Origin of the sequence: Mycobacterium botniense (assembly GCF_010723305.1) — a bacterium.
GTDB classification, from domain to species: domain Bacteria; phylum Actinomycetota; class Actinomycetes; order Mycobacteriales; family Mycobacteriaceae; genus Mycobacterium; species Mycobacterium botniense.
This window is the reverse complement of the sequence record NZ_BLKW01000002.1, coordinates 1,514,682-1,529,709: the sequence shown is the minus strand read 5'-3', so window position 1 is coordinate 1,529,709 and position 15,028 is coordinate 1,514,682. Positions and strand designations below refer to the sequence as shown.

13 protein-coding genes, 1 tRNA gene and 1 other RNA gene are annotated in these 15,028 nt (G+C 64.3%); 7 read left to right on the top strand and 8 right to left on the bottom strand.

Annotated features, from left to right (window positions below; all coding sequences use genetic code 11):
* Positions 1-48: 48 nt before the first annotated feature.
* Positions 49-2,088: an alkaline phosphatase family protein gene (locus G6N08_RS07085; protein WP_218033347.1), complete on the bottom strand. Its 2,040-nt coding sequence runs from the start codon at positions 2,086-2,088 to the stop codon at positions 49-51.
* Between the two features lie 99 nt (positions 2,089-2,187).
* Between G6N08_RS07085 and G6N08_RS21295 the strand changes: the two genes are divergently transcribed.
* Together G6N08_RS21295 and G6N08_RS07075 are read left to right on the top strand one after the other, a co-directional pair.
* Positions 2,188-2,409, top strand: a complete 222-nt coding sequence (locus G6N08_RS21295) for an integrase core domain-containing protein (RefSeq protein ID WP_163755567.1) — start codon at positions 2,188-2,190, stop codon at positions 2,407-2,409.
* 262 nt (positions 2,410-2,671) lie between these two features.
* A complete protein-coding gene (locus tag G6N08_RS07075; RefSeq protein WP_163755564.1) occupies positions 2,672-4,141 on the top strand; it encodes a PE-PPE domain-containing protein in 1,470 nt (489 codons plus the stop codon).
* Between the two features lie 66 nt (positions 4,142-4,207).
* On the opposite strand, the gene G6N08_RS07070 is transcribed toward G6N08_RS07075, so the two are convergent.
* The 3 genes from G6N08_RS07070 to ffs all read right to left on the bottom strand — a co-directional run bounded on the left by G6N08_RS07070 (position 4,208) and on the right by ffs (position 7,570).
* Positions 4,208-5,929: a DNA polymerase III subunits gamma/tau gene (locus tag G6N08_RS07070; RefSeq protein ID WP_163755562.1), complete on the bottom strand. Its 1,722-nt coding sequence runs from the start codon at positions 5,927-5,929 to the stop codon at positions 4,208-4,210.
* Positions 5,930-6,133: 204 nt separating this feature from the next.
* The gene (locus tag G6N08_RS07065; RefSeq protein WP_371868965.1) at positions 6,134-7,414 is read right to left on the bottom strand and encodes an aspartate aminotransferase type Ic; all 1,281 of its coding nucleotides are present in this window, start codon (positions 7,412-7,414) and stop codon (positions 6,134-6,136) included.
* A 59-nt stretch (positions 7,415-7,473) separates the two neighbouring features.
* An RNA gene (gene ffs, locus G6N08_RS07060) (signal recognition particle sRNA small type) lies at positions 7,474-7,570 on the bottom strand.
* Between the two features lie 65 nt (positions 7,571-7,635).
* Between ffs and G6N08_RS07055 the strand changes: the two genes are divergently transcribed.
* From G6N08_RS07055 to G6N08_RS07040, 4 genes are all read left to right on the top strand, one after another.
* A tRNA-Ser gene (locus G6N08_RS07055) sits at positions 7,636-7,721 on the top strand.
* 82 nt (positions 7,722-7,803) lie between these two features.
* Positions 7,804-8,673 carry a lipid uptake coordinator LucA gene (gene lucA, locus G6N08_RS07050; protein WP_163755560.1) on the top strand — a complete coding sequence of 290 codons (870 nt, stop codon included), beginning with the start codon at positions 7,804-7,806 and terminating at the stop codon, positions 8,671-8,673.
* Positions 8,674-8,813: 140 nt separating this feature from the next.
* The gene (locus G6N08_RS07045; RefSeq protein WP_163755558.1) at positions 8,814-9,869 is read left to right on the top strand and encodes an NAD(P)H-dependent amine dehydrogenase family protein; all 1,056 of its coding nucleotides are present in this window, start codon (positions 8,814-8,816) and stop codon (positions 9,867-9,869) included.
* 93 nt (positions 9,870-9,962) lie between these two features.
* Positions 9,963-10,613 carry a cutinase family protein gene (locus tag G6N08_RS07040; protein WP_163755557.1) on the top strand — a complete coding sequence of 217 codons (651 nt, stop codon included), beginning with the start codon at positions 9,963-9,965 and terminating at the stop codon, positions 10,611-10,613.
* 49 nt (positions 10,614-10,662) lie between these two features.
* On the opposite strand, the gene G6N08_RS07035 is transcribed toward G6N08_RS07040, so the two are convergent.
* Entirely contained in the window at positions 10,663-11,223 is a 561-nt protein-coding gene (locus G6N08_RS07035) for a sensor domain-containing protein (RefSeq protein WP_246216633.1), read from the bottom strand.
* On the opposite strand from G6N08_RS07035, the gene G6N08_RS20600 reads away from it, so the two are divergent.
* The gene (locus G6N08_RS20600) at positions 11,204-11,422 is read left to right on the top strand and encodes a hypothetical protein (RefSeq protein ID WP_246216632.1); all 219 of its coding nucleotides are present in this window, start codon (positions 11,204-11,206) and stop codon (positions 11,420-11,422) included. The two genes, G6N08_RS07035 and G6N08_RS20600, sit on opposite strands and share 20 nt — an antisense overlap.
* Positions 11,423-11,895: 473 nt before the next feature.
* Here the strand turns inward: G6N08_RS20600 and ligD are convergent, their stop codons facing one another.
* The 3 genes from ligD to G6N08_RS07020 form a co-directional block, all read right to left on the bottom strand.
* Positions 11,896-12,936, bottom strand: a complete 1,041-nt coding sequence (ligD, locus tag G6N08_RS07030) for a non-homologous end-joining DNA ligase (RefSeq protein WP_163755553.1) — start codon at positions 12,934-12,936, stop codon at positions 11,896-11,898.
* Positions 12,936-13,976: an ATP-dependent DNA ligase gene (locus tag G6N08_RS07025; RefSeq protein ID WP_163755551.1), complete on the bottom strand. Its 1,041-nt coding sequence runs from the start codon at positions 13,974-13,976 to the stop codon at positions 12,936-12,938. Before G6N08_RS07025 ends, ligD begins: the two co-directional genes overlap by 1 nt.
* Positions 13,977-14,112: 136 nt before the next feature.
* Positions 14,113-15,021: a haloalkane dehalogenase gene (locus tag G6N08_RS07020; RefSeq protein WP_163755550.1), complete on the bottom strand. Its 909-nt coding sequence runs from the start codon at positions 15,019-15,021 to the stop codon at positions 14,113-14,115.
* Positions 15,022-15,028 lie beyond the last annotated feature (7 nt).

Here is a 15,028-nt window from a genome sequence, read left to right as displayed (position 1 = left end):
ACCTCGATCCATCGAGGTTAATGGCCAACGTGGGCCCGGAGCCGACCATTACTTCCAGAACGCGTTCATGGGTGGGGCGTACATGTCGTTGGCGGTCAGCGGGGCCAGAGTCCCTGGCGTAGTGCGCAAAGCGTCCTCGATAGTGGCCATCAGACTGTACTGGTTGTAGTAAGCGTCGGTGGTAAAGGGGCCGGCTTGCATATCCCCAGCCGTCACGGCGCCCTGGTTCGGGATGACGATCAGCGGAACGTTGTTGCCTTGGTTATCGATGCCCAGGGACAGGTTGTTGAAGTCCTCGTCCCACGTGATGAATATCGCATCCTTCTCGTTCGGGTCAGTCCACGTCGGCGAGTTCTCAATAGTGGATATCGTCTGCTGGAGGTACTGGTCGCCGGCTGCGATGTTGTACTGGTGCGTCGTGAGCTGGCTGATAAGCCACTGCAGAGCGCTACCAAAAGTATTGACAGGGCCTTCCATGTTGTTGGCCTCATCGGGTTCGACCCACGCGAATGACGGGAAGGTACTCGGGTTTTGCAGAGCACTGGACAAATCCGCCTGCGGGACAATGTGTTCCTGCAGGTAGGCTGGGGTGTTGTCGTAGACGTAGGTAAATAGACCGAAGGGGGTAGCCTCGACCGAGTCCTGCGGCGTGATGACGGTGCCCGGGGCGATGCCCTGCTCGTAGCCGGCCCACGATATACCCGCCTGATCCATTTCTTGCATGAGGCTGGGTGCAGTGACGACGTCGGTGTCGGGGTTGTAGTCGATGCCGAAGCCCGAGCCGCCCATGACCCGGATGTAGTTGGGATCGCTGGGGTGGCCCAGCGCGAAGTAGTTGCTGTCGAAATCTTCTGTCTTGATCAGGTTGTTGATATACGGCGCGTTAGGGCTGCCGACGATGTCGCCGACACCCTTGTTCTCCAGGTAGATCAGGAACACGTGATCGAGGTGGCCAACGTCGGACACCGGTGGGGTGAGGGTCGCCGCGGTGAGGTTTGGATCGCCGACGGTAAACGACTCGTTGGCGGCGTAGGCGCCATTGTAGTTGCCAAGGAACGGGTTTTCGTCGTGGAAGATCGTGGTTACCTGCGCCGAGGTGGTACCTTCCGGGACCGTCCCGCTGATGTCTCGTTGCTCAAAACCGGTGATACCCAGACGATCCCACACCGTCACCGGGCTAAGCGAGCCGGTGCCCAAAACGTTCCCATTCGAACCGAAGAAGGTGACCTGCACCGAGGCATACGACGGGTTCAAGCCCTGGCCACCGAGATCTGCACTCAGCGTGTACGGCGTCCCGGCTGCGCCCGTGAGATCGACAGTTTGACTGATACTAGATGTGGCAACGGGTCCGCCGCCGGCGAAAACGTCATCGCCGGCGGGGGTGCCCGCAGGCGCGTGCTGCGGAAAACCCAGAAAAGCCGGCAACTTCGGGAACGGAAACGACAACGGCGACGGATAACCACGCAGGGTGCCGTACGCGATCACAGTCGGGGTACCGGTCTCGGTCCAGCCCGGAATGGTCACCCCGCTGTAGCCCGACGCGGACGGGTCGGCCATTTCGAAGCCAGGATCAACCAGCAAGTTCTGACTCATCGGCTGCGCACTATTGCCGGCGTCACCAAAGATCAACCCGCCGCCTACCCCATCGACCCCATCAGTGCCGTTACAGATCAACCCACACGCACCACTGGTGGGATCGACCAGGGTGAACCAACTATTGAGCACAGTGTCCACCTGCTGGCCCAATCCGCTGTTAATCCAATCCTGCTCAAGCCCCTGCACCCAGCCATTAAGCGGACCGGCCGCCATCGAGCCCACACCGGCGGCACCCCCACCCAGACCACCGAACTCCGAAACCGCCCCGGACACACCAGCCAGACCGGCCCACGAACCCGTAATCGCATCGAGGACCTGGTCAATGACCGCGTCAAACACATCGGCACGAGCCGTGGGCCCACAAGCCAGCGGCGCCCACCCCGACGCCAGGAACGCACTCACCGCCGCGGTAGTCCCCACGACACGTCGACACCGCTGCGCCCTCCCCTTCCACGACGCCCACTTGTGCTTCCCGAAACTACGATGCGCCATTACTTGTCGACCTTCCCGCGCAGCAGAAGGGCTTTTCTCAAGAGAATTTAACGTTAGTGCATAGATAACGCAGCGGCAAGACATTCTGCAACGAGAAATGTGAAGACCTGTTGGGATAATGCTCTCGCGGAATCGTTTTTCGCGAGTGTGAAGAACGAACGCGTCCACCACAGGTCTATCCGACACGGGAGAAAGCAGAGGAAGACAATCCCATGCTCCATTGAATTGTTCGACAAGCGACGCAGAATGCACTCGGCACTCGGCTATCGGACACGTCACCAAGTCCGCAACCGATACATGAATTCACAGCTGGTAGCATAAATGGAAGTCAAATTCGAAGTCCGGGAAACACGGGGCAGCCCAGTGAGGTGACGGTGCTGTGCTGAGTCCAACGGCGGCGGCGACGCCTGCACCGATCTCGATTAGCCTGCTCACGGCTTAAGCGTGGACCCGGCAAGCCCCGATGGTGCAGACTCAGCAAATTGCGCCTGAAGGTTCCGCGGACGGGGAAGTCTGAGCTGCGGCCTCCCGCATCACCCGGCGTGATAGTTTCCCGGCACCAGGCACTGACAGGCGGACTCCGATGAACGGTCACGGTGTGGATTGGCTGCGATTTGGCGCAGTGGCCGGCGGCGGTAGTGGGGCGATGGCGCTCGCCTCGCTGCTCACCGCCGCGTTCGCGTTAGGTCAAGACGACACTGCGTTGATCATGGGCGGTAGCGGGATCCCGATCCCGCCATCGAGCTACATCCAGGACGTCAACGAGCTCTATGTGAACTGCGATCCGCCCGCCTGCGCCACCCAGGGCCTGGCCACCCCCGAGGGGTTGTACCCCATCATCGGCGGCCCGAAGGGGCTGACGCTGAATCAGTCGGTGGCCGAAGGTGTCACGATCCTCAACAACGCCATCGCCGGGCAACTCACCGACGGGCACGACGTCACCGTCTTCGGCTACTCTCAGAGCGCGGTCATCGCCACCGAGGAAATGGCGGACATCGCCAACGGAACTGCGGCCATCGACCCGACCCCCGGGCAGCTCAGCTTCGTCCTGATCGGCGACCCCAACAATCCCAACGGCGGTATGCTTGAACGCCTCGACCTTCCGCCCGGCTCGAATCCGACGATTCCGAGTCTGGGTGTCACCTTCAACGGCGCGACACCGGTTAGCGAATACCCGACCACCATCTACACCGGAGAATACGACGGTTTCGCCGACTTCCCGAGGTACCCGATCGATCTTCTCTCCGATCTCAACGCCCTCCTGGGCATCCTTTTCGTGCATACGCAGTATCCGGATCTCACGTCGTATCAGCTCCAGGGTGCGGTGGAAGTACCCACCTCTGGCGGCTACGACGGCGCTACCACCTACTGGATAATTCCGACCGCGGATCTGCCGCTGTTGGACCCGGTGCGCTCAATACCGGTGATCGGTCCGGTTGTCGCCGATCTGCTGCAACCGGACCTGCAAGTGCTGGTGAACCTTGGCTACGGCAACCCCGACTACGGCTGGGTGAACGCAGACGCCAATGTGCCGACCCCGGCGGGGCTGTTTCCCAGCCTCGCCGACCTGGAGAGGGTCCCCGCTCTGCTGGTGACGGGAACCACAGAAGGTATCCACCATGCGCTGAGCGACCTTCAAAACCCGTCCCAGTTGTTGTCCCTGGCCAACAATCCGCTGCTGACCCTCGTGGAGACCCCCTACTTCACCGCCGTAGCCTCCGAAGACATATCCTTGCCCACCACCTCGGACACCGTCAGCGGGATCGTCAACGCGCTCAGCGATGCGTCCTCGAACCTGTACGGAACCTTGCTGCCGACCGCCGACATCGTCAATGCCGTGACCACGACGCTTCCGGCCGAGGACGCGGCCATCTTCGCTGATGAGCTCGGCCAGGGCCACCTGCTCGACGCGATCGGCCTGCCCCTCGCGGCCGATGTCGCGCTGCTGCCGCTGGCGGGACTCTTCGAGATCGCCGCCGTCGGCGAGGGCGTGCTGATCGCCGCCCTCGATGCTGCGAGCCCCGTCGTCGACGTCTCCAGCCTGCTGCCTTAACGGGCCGTTGCGAGTGAGTGGTTGTTACCGGTCACGCGACCCACCCCGGGCCACCCGGCCTCGCCTTTACCGCGGTTGGTCGTGCTCGATGCGCCGCGCGCCTAACTCATTTCGCAATAACTCCAGCGCAACCTCTTCGGGGTCGCGACGCGTTGCCGACGAGTCGTCACGGCCGGTTTCGGATAGCATGCTGTCCTCGTCGACTCGCTGATCGGGGTCTGCATCGGCCGGTGCCGGGTGGGTGGTCTCGCACCGGACCCGCCAGTCCACGCCTAGAGCGTCTTTGAGAGCTTCAGCGATCACATCGGCGTTGCGTTGTTCGCATAACCGTTTGGCCAGCGGCGCTGATTCGTGGCTCAACACCAGTGTGTTGCCCTCTACTGCCCGCACAGTGGCCCCGGCAAGCATCACCTCGGTCGTGCGGCTGCGTTGCCGCACCTTGTCGCGCACTGTGGGCCACATCGTTCGTACCGCTGCGGCGTCGGGTTCGCCGGCGGTTGCTGCCGGAGTGGGGGTCTGCGCGCGAGCGGGGTTACCCCGGGGCTGAGCGCCCTTCGTCCGCTTGGCTGGGCCCGGCTCCCCGGAGGATTCGCCGCTGCGCGACGGCGGCGCTTTCGCGCTCCCGGGTATCGACATGTCCAACCGCGTTTCGATCCGCTCGATGCGTTGCAGCAATGCCGACTCGCTGTCGCTGGCTGACGGCAACAACAGGCGCGCGCACACCACTTCGAGCAGCAACCGCGGCGCAGTCGCACCGCGCATCTCACCCAGTCCGGTCTGCACCACCTCCGCGTACCGGGTCAGTGTGGCCCGCCCGAGACGGGCCGCTTGATCGCGCATCCGCTCCAGCACGTCCTCGGGCGCGTCCACCACACCGCGGGCCGCGGCGTCGGGAACCGCTTGTAGCACAAGAAGATCACGGAACCGTTCAAGAAGGTCGGTGGCGAATCGGCGGGGATCGTGGCCAGCATCGATCACTGACTCGACCGCTCCGAACAACGCGGCCGCGTCGTCGGCGGCGAGCGCCTCGACGGCCTCGTCGATCAACGCGATGTCAGTGGCGCCCAGCAGCCCTAACGCCCGCTGATAACTCACCCGATCACCATCGGCGCCGGCCAGCAGCTGGTCGAGCACCGACAGCGTGTCGCGGGGTGAACCGCCGCCGGCCCGGATCACCAGCGGGTAGACCGCGTCGTCGATCACGACGCCCTCGTGCTCGCAGATCCGTTCGACGAGCGCGCGCATGGTGCGCGGCGGCAACAACCGGAAGGGATAGTGGTGGGTGCGCGATCGAATCGTCGGCAGGACCTTCTCCGGTTCGGTGGTGGCGAACACGAAAATGAGATGCTCAGGCGGTTCCTCCACGATTTTGAGCAGCGCGTTGAACCCGGCCGTGGTCACCATATGCGCTTCGTCGATGATGAAAACGCGATAGCGCGACTGCGCGGGTGCGTAGAACGCGCGATCCCGCAGTTCGCGGGTGTCGTCCACGCCGCCGTGGCTGGCCGCGTCAAGCTCGATGACGTCGATGCTGCCGGGTCCGTTGGGCGCCAATGCGACACAGGATTCGCAAACACCACACGGGGTGGGTGTGGGTCCTTGTGTGCAGTTTAGCGACCGAGCCAGAATGCGCGCCGAAGATGTCTTGCCGCAGCCGCGCGGCCCGGAGAACAGGTACGCGTGGTTGATCCGGCCAGCTGCCAGCGCGTTCGATAGCGGTTCGGTGACATGCTCTTGCCCCACCACCTCCGTGAAGGTCGCCGGCCGGTACTTGCGGTAGAGGGCCACGCTCAGCAGGCTACCCACGCCCGCCGACGACGCGGACCCGCAGGGTCCGGGGAGGAGACGGGCGCGATAAGCCCGGCCCGCCGACGACGCGGACCCGCAGGGTCCGGGGAGGAGACGGGCGCGATAAGCCCGGTCCGCCGACGACGCGGACCCGCAGGGTCCGGGGAGGAGACGGGCACGACAAACCTCGCCCGCCGACGATGCTTAATCCCCCGACAGCAGTGCCTCAGTCGCTGCCAGCAGCACACACGTCGCCAGCCCGTCGATCGCGTTGCGCAGGTCCGGTATCGAAGGGAACGTCGGTGCGATTCGGATATTCTTGTCCTCCGGGTCTTTTCGATAGGGGAAGGCCGCACCCGCCTCGGTGACCGCGATACCGGCGTCTTTCGCCAGGGCGATGGTGCGCCGAGCGGTGCCGGGCAGCACGTCGAGGCTGATGAAGTAACCCCCTTTCGGCTCGGTCCAAGTAGCGATCTTGGAATCACGCAGTCGCTTGTCCAAGATCTCCAGTGCCAACGCGAACTTCGGCGCCAGTAGCTGCTGCTGGCGCAGCATGTGCAGACGCACGCCGTCGGCGTCGCCGAAGAACCGTAGATGCCGCAGCTGATTGACCTTGTCCGGGCCGATCGTCTTCTTGCCGGCATGCTGCAGATACCAGGCGATGTTTCCCAGCGACCCACCGAAGAAACTGACGCCAGCGCCGGCGAAGGTGATCTTCGACGTGGACGCGAACACGTAGGGCCGGTTGGGGTTGCCGGCCTTGGCGGCCAGCCCGAGCACATCGATCTGGCGGACAAACTCCAACGTCAGCGTGTGAACCGCATACGCGTTGTCCCAGAACAACCGGAAATCGTTTGCCGCCGTCCGCATCTGGACGAGCCGGCGAACTGTTTCCCACGAGTAGGTGACGCCGGTGGGGTTCGCGAACACCGGTACGGCCCACATCCCCCTGATCGCGGGGTCGACCGCGACGAGTTCTTCGATCAGGTCCACATCGGGGCCGTCCTCGCGCATCGGGATTGGGATCATCTCGATACCCATCGACTCGGTGATTGCGAAGTGCCGGTCATAGCCGGGGACGGGGCACACAAACTTGATGCCCGGTTCGTCTTTCCATGGTCGCGGCGAGTCCACACCCCCGTACAGCATCGAGAACACGACGACGTCGTGCATCATCTCCAGGCTGGAGTTGTTGCCTGCGATCAGGTTGGGCACCGGAATGCCGAGCAGCTCACCGAAGATGGCCCGCAGCTCGGGCAGGCCGTGTAAGCCGCCGTAGTTGCGGGTGTCGGTTCCCTCCCCGTCGCGGTAGTCCGCCCCGGGCAGGCTCAACAACGCGTTGGACAGGTCGAGCTGCTCAGGTGACGGTTTGCCGCGGGTCAGGTCCAGCGCCAGCTTCCTGGCCTGCAGTTCGGCGTATTCCTGCTGATAGCGCGCGTGCAACCTGGCTAGTTCCGCACGGGTGAGGCAATGGAACGACACCATGCGCCCTTTCACCGTCAACGCCGTGGGCAGCTCCTGCGACCGGCCACCATCGAGCTGGGACTTGGGGGACCCCGCGCACCCGCCAGAGCCCGTTGACCCTTGCTGCCTTCCGGCCCTGGGGGAGTTCACAGGATGGACGCCGCACGGGGTCCACCGCGAGTCTAGTACCGGGCTCGATGCCGATAAGGAGGTGCTCGGACCCACTCGGTTACCATGGCGGCGGAGGATTCGCCTAGTGGCCTATGGCGCTCGCCTGGAACGCGGGTTGGGTTAATAGCCCTCGCGGGTTCAAATCCCGCATCCTCCGCTCTCGGGTCCGAGGCGCGACCAGACGTGACTGTCGGGTTGGCGCCCGTACACCGGCTTGAGCCCGCCAGCATAGGAGGGGTATGGGGCGCACCATCGCCATGCTGTGGCACGCGTCGTTTTCGATTGCCGCCGGTGTTCTCTACTTCTTTTTCGTGTTGCCCCGCTGGCCTGAGCTCATGGGTGACACGCCGCACGCCCTGGGGACGGCGTTGCGAATCGGGGTGGGCGCGCTGATCGCCCTGGCCGCATTGCCGGTGGTGTTTAGCCTGTTGCGGGCCCGTAAACCCGAATATGGCACCCCGCAGCTTGCCCTGTCCTTGCGGACAGGGTCGATCGTGGCTCATGTGGTGGCTGGGGTGTTGATCGTCGGCACCGCGATCAGCGAGATCTGGCTCAGCCTGGATGCCGCCGGGCGGTGGTTGTTCGGGATTTACGGAGCCGCCGCCGCTATCGCGGTGCTCGCAATCTTCGGGTTCTACCTGTCGTTTGTCGCCGAGTTGCCCCCGCCACCGCCCAAACCGAAACAGCGTCAAGAGCCCAAACAACGGCGTCGGCGCCGCAGACAGCGCCGCAAAGACCGCGCAGAAGCCGTGATCGAAACCACTACCGAGGCTGCGTCCACTACCGACACCGAGACCACCTTGGTGACTAAGGGCGACCACCCCGACGCGGAGTCGACCGAAGTGGGACAGATCGGACGTCAGCAAACCGTTGACGGCGACACCGCGGCGCCGGCTGAGGAGTCGGCAGCGGCCACTACTACCCCCGACCGTACCCCCGACCCCGAGTCGGCACTTCCCGAACCCGTCCCTGACGACACCGCTGCAGCCGACACGGGGGTGGCCGCCGAACCCTCCCGGCAAAGGCTGCGCAACCGTCGTCCTACCGGCAAGTCCTCGACGCTGCGCCGCCGCCGACGCTCCCGCGGAGGGGTCGCCGTCGACGAATAGGTCTGCACGCCGGCTCCCCGGCTGAGGCCCGGTGCGAACAGCGCATATGTGCCGCGTTATTTCGGTGTGGTGCCCGCTGGGCTCGGGGCATCCGACCGGGGTGGGTCCGGGGCTGTGCCCGCTTTTTCTATGCTAAGCGGATGCCAAACACCTATCGGGTTGTTCAGTGGACCACCGGAAACGTCGGGAAGAGCTCAGTGCAGGCGATCGCTACCCATCCGGGCCTTGAGTTGGTCGGCTGTTATGCCTGGTCGCCGGACAAGGTTGGCCGTGACGTGGGCGAACTATGCGGAATAGCGCCGCTGGGTGTCACCGCTACTGACGATGTCGAGGCACTGCTGGCGCTCAAACCGGACTGCGTGGTCTACAACCCGATGTGGATCGATGTTGACGAGCTGGTGCGCATCTTGTCGGCGGGTGTCAACGTGGTGGCCACCGCCTCGTTCATCACCGGGCATAACCTGGGCGCCGACCGGGAGCGCATCACCCAAGCCTGCCGCAAAGGCAACTCGACGATGTTCGGATCCGGCGTCAGCCCGGGGTTTGCCGAGCTGCTGGCCATGGTCTCGGCGATGGTATGCGATCGGATCGACAAGGTGACGGTCAACGAGGCTGCCGACACCACCTTTTACGACTCACCGGCGACCGAGCTGCCCGTGGGTTTCGGCAAGCCGATTGATCACCCCGATTTACCGGCGATGACCGCGCAGGGGACCGCGGTATTCGGCGAAGCAGTGCGGCTGGTGGGCGACGCGCTGGGTATCGAGCTGGACCAGGTGCGCTGCCAAGCCGAGTATGCGCGCACCACCGCCGATCTCGACCTGGGATCGTGGACCATCGCTGCGGGATGTGTGGCCGGTGTCTACGCCAGCTGGCAAGGTCTGGTTGGCGACAAGACTGTGGTGGAACTCAACGTCCGGTGGCGTAAAGGACAAACACTGGACCCCGACTGGAAGATCGACCAGGACGGGTGGGTGATCCAGATCGACGGCCGCCCGACGGTGCGCACCGCCGTCAGCTTCCTGCCTCCGCCCGACTTCCAGGCGGAGACGATCGCCGATTTCATGGTGCTCGGTCACATCATGACGGCGATGCCCACCATCAACGCCATACCCGCCGTCGTCGCCGCCGCCCCGGGTATCGTCACCTACACCGATCTGCCGCTGACACTTCCGCGTGGACTCGTCCCGTCCTGAGCTGCCCAGGATTCACCGGAGCAGCCGCGGCGCCGGCAAGACCATCGTGGCGGGTAGCCGCGCGTGATATGCGTGATATGTCAGCATTGACGAATGAGCGCACGCAGCATCTCCCGTATCCTCGCCGTGGCGATCGTGATGTCGGCAGCACTACCGGGCGCCCTCGTCAATACGCCGAGGGCATGGGCCGAGCCTTGCCCGGACAGTGAAGTGGTGTTTGCTCGCGGTACGGGCGAGCCGCCCGGCGTCGGAGGTGTCGGTCAGGCGTTCATCGATTCGCTGCGATCCCAAGTTCCCGGGCGGTCTATCGGCGTCTACCCGGTCAACTACCCCGCCACCAACGACTACCTGAACAGTGCGTTGGCCGGCGCCGACGATGCCAGCGCCCACATCAAGGACATGGTCGCAAGCTGTCCCAACACCAGATTGGTACTGGGCGGGTATTCACAGGGCGCGGGTGTGATTGACCTGGCCACCAACTCCATGCCCGCCGGGGTGGCTGATCACGTCGCCGCGGTAGCGCTGTTCGGCAATCCGGAAAGCGCATACGCCAAGTCGCTGGCGGGCGGCCAGCTTCCTGCCATCAGCGCCGTGTACCGCCCGAAAACCATCGACTCGTGCATTCCCAGCGACATCATCTGCGACGACAGTGGGAATATGGTCGCGCACCTTTTATATGTTCCCGACATGACAAACCAGGCCGCGACGTTCACCGCGAGTCGTCTGGGATCCTCGGCGGCATAGCCGGCGAACCGCCCCCGGGCGCACAGACCCTGACCTTCCCGGCGTCCGTCTAATGGGGCACTTTGGCGGCGATCTGGTTGGCGATGTCGAGCGCCGAGTTCTTCGGATCGGCGCTGCAGGTGTTGACGTCGACAATGACGTTGTTTCTGACGGCCAGCGCCCGTCCGCAAGCCCAGCCCGGGGGCTTAGGGTTCTGCTGGGTCGCGATAGTGCTCAGCGTGTCGTTGGTGTGCGATATCGCCCCCACGGTCCACTCCGATTGGGACTGCACATGGGTGTAGTGATGGCAGGCCGGCCATTGTTGCGCTGAAGCACTGAAAAAGGCGCGGGCTTGTTTGGCGGAGGGAAACAACACCACCGCTTGCTCGGCGTAGTGAGCAAAGTTATCACCTTCCTGCAGTGTCTGATCACGGACGGCCATGAAACCGCTACCCGCATACACCTGGGCCTGCGCCGCGCCGTCGATCGCCAGGCACTCTCTGGGCGTCATCGTCGTGCTGTCGTCGGACATCGCGACGTGGTTTTTCGTCACCGTCATGTCCGTTGCCCCCATGGCGGTATTGATCTGCTCGGGATTGAGCAGGAACCCTTTGAGCGAGCCTTCCGCCACCGGAGGCGGAATTCTTGACGTGGTGGTCGACGCCGTGGTCGACGGCTTACTGCTGTGGTTCGCCGCGCTGCCACACCCGGCGAGCATGCAGATGCTGATCACGACGAGTGTGGCTGTCAACAGACGCATCGATCTCTACCCCAGTCCCACTATGGCCCGAAGCGCAGCAGCGCAGCCCCACCCCGGTCTTGCCAGTTAGAGATTGGGTTCCATGCTAAGAACTGTGCCGTGTCACTCGCGGCTGATTTGCCTCTTCACATCGGGTCACATCGGCGTCCCGGCGTGGTTGCACTCGCCGATTGGCGAAATCCGGCGCCGCAGGCGAGCCGCTGCGCAATCTAGGCACTTGTCGGTGCGCGGAGGGACAATCGCGCCGTGAGCGGCGGCGACACCATTGCCACGCCGCCGAGGCGGTCGGACCGGCCACGGTCGCGTGGGGCACAGAAGAGTTGCGTAAATCCCCGCAGCTGACACCGCGGGAAGCGCGCCAGGTTGTGCAGAACGCTATTCGCGCCTATTGTCCCCAATTCGCACAGTAAAGCAATTACCCGCCTCCTTTACGGTTGGGGGCCAGTGTTGTGCTGGACGTTGCAGGAGTGTAATCGACTGAGCAGCAACGGGATTCTGCCCTCGCATCTCGAGCACGGCGGCCGGCAGCCAGCATGACCAACCTCATTTCCGCCTGTTTCTTCTGGTCAAGTCGGCGTCCCGGCTCGGCTGCACACGTTTCGGTTCGCCCGGCATCTTCGGGTAATTCGGGGGATAAGGCAGGTCACCCAGACCACGCGCTGCGTCAGCGTCGGCCATCGCCAACAGCGGTGAGATCGACTGCTTCACCGCGTCCATACCGGACCAGGGATCCGCGCGCTGGTTCACCAGGTCCGGCACGGTGGCCATGGTGTAGTCGTCCGGGTCGGCATCGGCCAGTTCGTCCCAGGTCAACGGTGTCGACACCGTGGCGATCGGGGTGCTGCGCACCGAATATGCCGCCGCCATGGTGCGGTCGCGGGCGTTCTGGTTGAAGTCGATGAAGATTCGCTTACCGCGTTCCTCTTTCCACCACGACGTGGTCACCGTGTCGGGTGCGCGCCGCTCCACCTCTCGGGCCAGGGCGATACCGGCCCGGCGCACCTCGACGAAATCCCACTCGGTGGCGATCCGCAAGAACACATGCACCCCCCGACCGCCGGACGTCTTCGGGTATCCGACCAGACCGAGCTCGTCCAGCAGCGGGCGCAGCACGTCGACCGCGACGGCGGCGGCCTGCCCGAATCCGACGCCGGGCTGTGGATCCAGATCGACCCGCAGTTCGTCGGGATGCTCGGTGTCCGGGCAGCGCACCGGCCACGGGTGCAGCGTGATCGTGCCCATCTGTGCCGCCCATACGATGGCTGCCGGGTGAGTCACCTTCAGCGCATCGGCTGTGCGGCCCGACGGGAATGTCACCCGGCAGGTTTTCACATAGTCGGGATGGTGGACCGGAACCCGCTTTTGATAGATTTCCTCGCCCTCGATGCCGTCGGGGAAGCGCTGCAGATGGGTGGGCCGGTCGCGCAGCGCGGCCATCATGGGCCCTGAGGCGACAGCCCGGTAATACTGCACGAGGTGGCGTTTCGTCCCCCTGGATCCCAGTCTGGGAAAATACAGCCGATCCGGATGGGTCACCCGCACCGAGATACCGTCGACCTCGATGATCTCAGCGGTAGCCGCCATTACGACTCCAAGACATCGGAGAGGTCGTAATGCAGCGGCACGTCCAGCTGGTCGAAAGTGCAGCTTTGCGGGGCCCGGTCAGGCCGCCAGCGCACGAAATGCGCGGTGTGCCGGAATCGTTGGCCCTCCATCTGGTCGTAGGCGACTTCGGCGACCTTCTCCGGCCGCACCGGGATCCATCGCTTGTCCGCGGTCGAACTCCACCGGCTGGGCACGCCCTGGTAGACCACGTCGTCGCCGATGCGCAGTGGTTCAAGCTCGGCAAGCAGCTTCAGCCGATCTTTCGCAGTGAATGACGCTGCACCGCCGACCATCTGCAGTTGCCCGTCATCGCGGTAGAGGCCCAGCAGGATCGAGCCGACACCTTGGCCGCTTTTGTGAATCCGGTAGCCGATTGCCACACAATCGGCATCGCGCACGTGTTTGACCTTCACCATCGCGCGTTTCCCGGGAAGATAGGGTCCGGCAAGACGTTTGGCGATGACCCCATCCAGGCCGGCTCCCTCGAAGGTCGTCAGCCAGTGCGCGCCGAGCTGGGGGTCTTCGGTAACGCGGGTGACATGGCACCACTGCTTTTCGATAACCAACTCTGTCAACGCTTGTCGACGGACGCCAAACGGCGCGTTCATCAACGACTCCGTCCCGCTGGCCAGCGCGTCGAACCCGATGAAATGCGCAGGCGTCTGGTCGGCGAGCAACGTGATGCGGCTCGCCGCAGGATGAATTCGTTGGCAAAGCGACGCCCAATCCAACCGGACCCGGCCGCCAATCTCACGGGGCACGACGACTTCGCCGTCCAACACACACCGTGGTGCCACCTCCGTGCGTAACGCCTCCACCAGCTCCGGGAAGTAGCGGTCCAGCTGCCTGCCGTTACGCGAGTGCAAGAGCACCTCGCCGCCGTCGCGAAACACCAGGACGCGGAAACCGTCCCATTTCGGTTCGTAGCACCATTCGCCGGGCTCGTCAGGGACCTCGGCGACCGCCCTGGCCAGCATGGGTTCGACCGGTGGCTGTACGGGCAGGTCCATGCCGTTCATCTTCGCCTATCCGCTGTTGCGTGCAGGCGGTACCAGCAGACTGCAACGGTTAACGGAGGCCGGGATCGCACCAACCCGGCCGGTCGTTCAGCCGGACACCAAGCCAACAGCAGACCGTTGGGCACAGCGAACCAGCTCAATACCGGCGCAGAAACTCCACGATATAGCCGGCGAGTTCTTCGCCGGCGTCCTCTTGCAGGAAGTGGCCGGCATCGTGTACCACAGGGTGATCGATTCCCTGAGCACCGCGCATCTCACGCTGAAAGATCGGCGCCATCGCCCCGGTGATGGGATCACCGTCGCTGAACGCGACCAGCATCGGTATCGGGCTCGCGCACAGCGCCGCCCACGCTGCGCGGTTCGCGGCTGCGGCCGGATCGTCGGGTGAGGTCGGCACCAGACCCGGCATGGCACGTGGTCCGGCGCAGTAGGCGTCGTCGGGGAAGGGTGCGTCGTAGGCGGCGCGCACCGCATCGCTCATCGGCCGTCGGCACCCCGCCGCCACGAACCGCCCGACCTCGATCGTCGGCAGGTTCTGGATGGTCTCGCGGAATCGCCACCAGATCTTTGGCATCGGCCGGTCGCCGGTCGGCAGCCCGGTGTTGGCGACGACGATCCGGCTGAACCGTTCGGGGTGCTCAGCGGCCAGCCGCAACCCGATCAGCCCGCCCCAGTCCTGCCCGACCAGGGTCACCCGGTGCAGCTCGAGCACGTCGAACGCCACGGCCCGCATCCATTCGACATGGCGGGCATAGGTGTGGTCCTCTCGTCGGGTTGGTTTGTCGGAGCGGCCGAAGCCGACCAGATCCGGGCAGACGACACGGTGCCCGGCGGCGACCAGTATCGGAATCATCTTGCGGTACAAAAAAGACCACGACGGCTCGCCGTGCAGCATCAGGATCGGGTCGGCGTCGTCCGGGCCATCCTCGACCCACGCCACCCGCAACGTTCCACCATCACCGTCTGGTAGTTCGCAATACTTTGGCGGATAAGGGAATTGGGGAATGTCCATGAAACAGCGGTCAGGTGTTCGCAATGTCTGCATAGGGGTG

Coding starts and splice junctions, on each gene's coding strand:
- G6N08_RS07075 (WP_163755564.1), top strand. CDS start 2,672: ATGAACGGTCACGGTGTGGATTGGCTGCGATTTGGCGCAGTGGCCGGC.
- G6N08_RS07045 (WP_163755558.1), top strand. CDS start 8,814: ATGCCAAACACCTATCGGGTTGTTCAGTGGACCACCGGAAACGTCGGG.
- G6N08_RS07020 (WP_163755550.1), bottom strand. CDS start 15,021: ATGCAGACATTGCGAACACCTGACCGCTGTTTCATGGACATTCCCCAA.
- lucA (WP_163755560.1), top strand. CDS start 7,804: ATGGGGCGCACCATCGCCATGCTGTGGCACGCGTCGTTTTCGATTGCC.
- G6N08_RS07085 (WP_218033347.1), bottom strand. CDS start 2,088: ATGGCGCATCGTAGTTTCGGGAAGCACAAGTGGGCGTCGTGGAAGGGG.
- G6N08_RS07040 (WP_163755557.1), top strand. CDS start 9,963: ATGAGCGCACGCAGCATCTCCCGTATCCTCGCCGTGGCGATCGTGATG.
- ligD (WP_163755553.1), bottom strand. CDS start 12,936: ATGGCGGCTACCGCTGAGATCATCGAGGTCGACGGTATCTCGGTGCGG.
- G6N08_RS07025 (WP_163755551.1), bottom strand. CDS start 13,976: ATGAACGGCATGGACCTGCCCGTACAGCCACCGGTCGAACCCATGCTG.
- G6N08_RS07065 (WP_371868965.1), bottom strand. CDS start 7,414: ATGGTGTCGTTCCATTGCCTCACCCGTGCGGAACTAGCCAGGTTGCAC.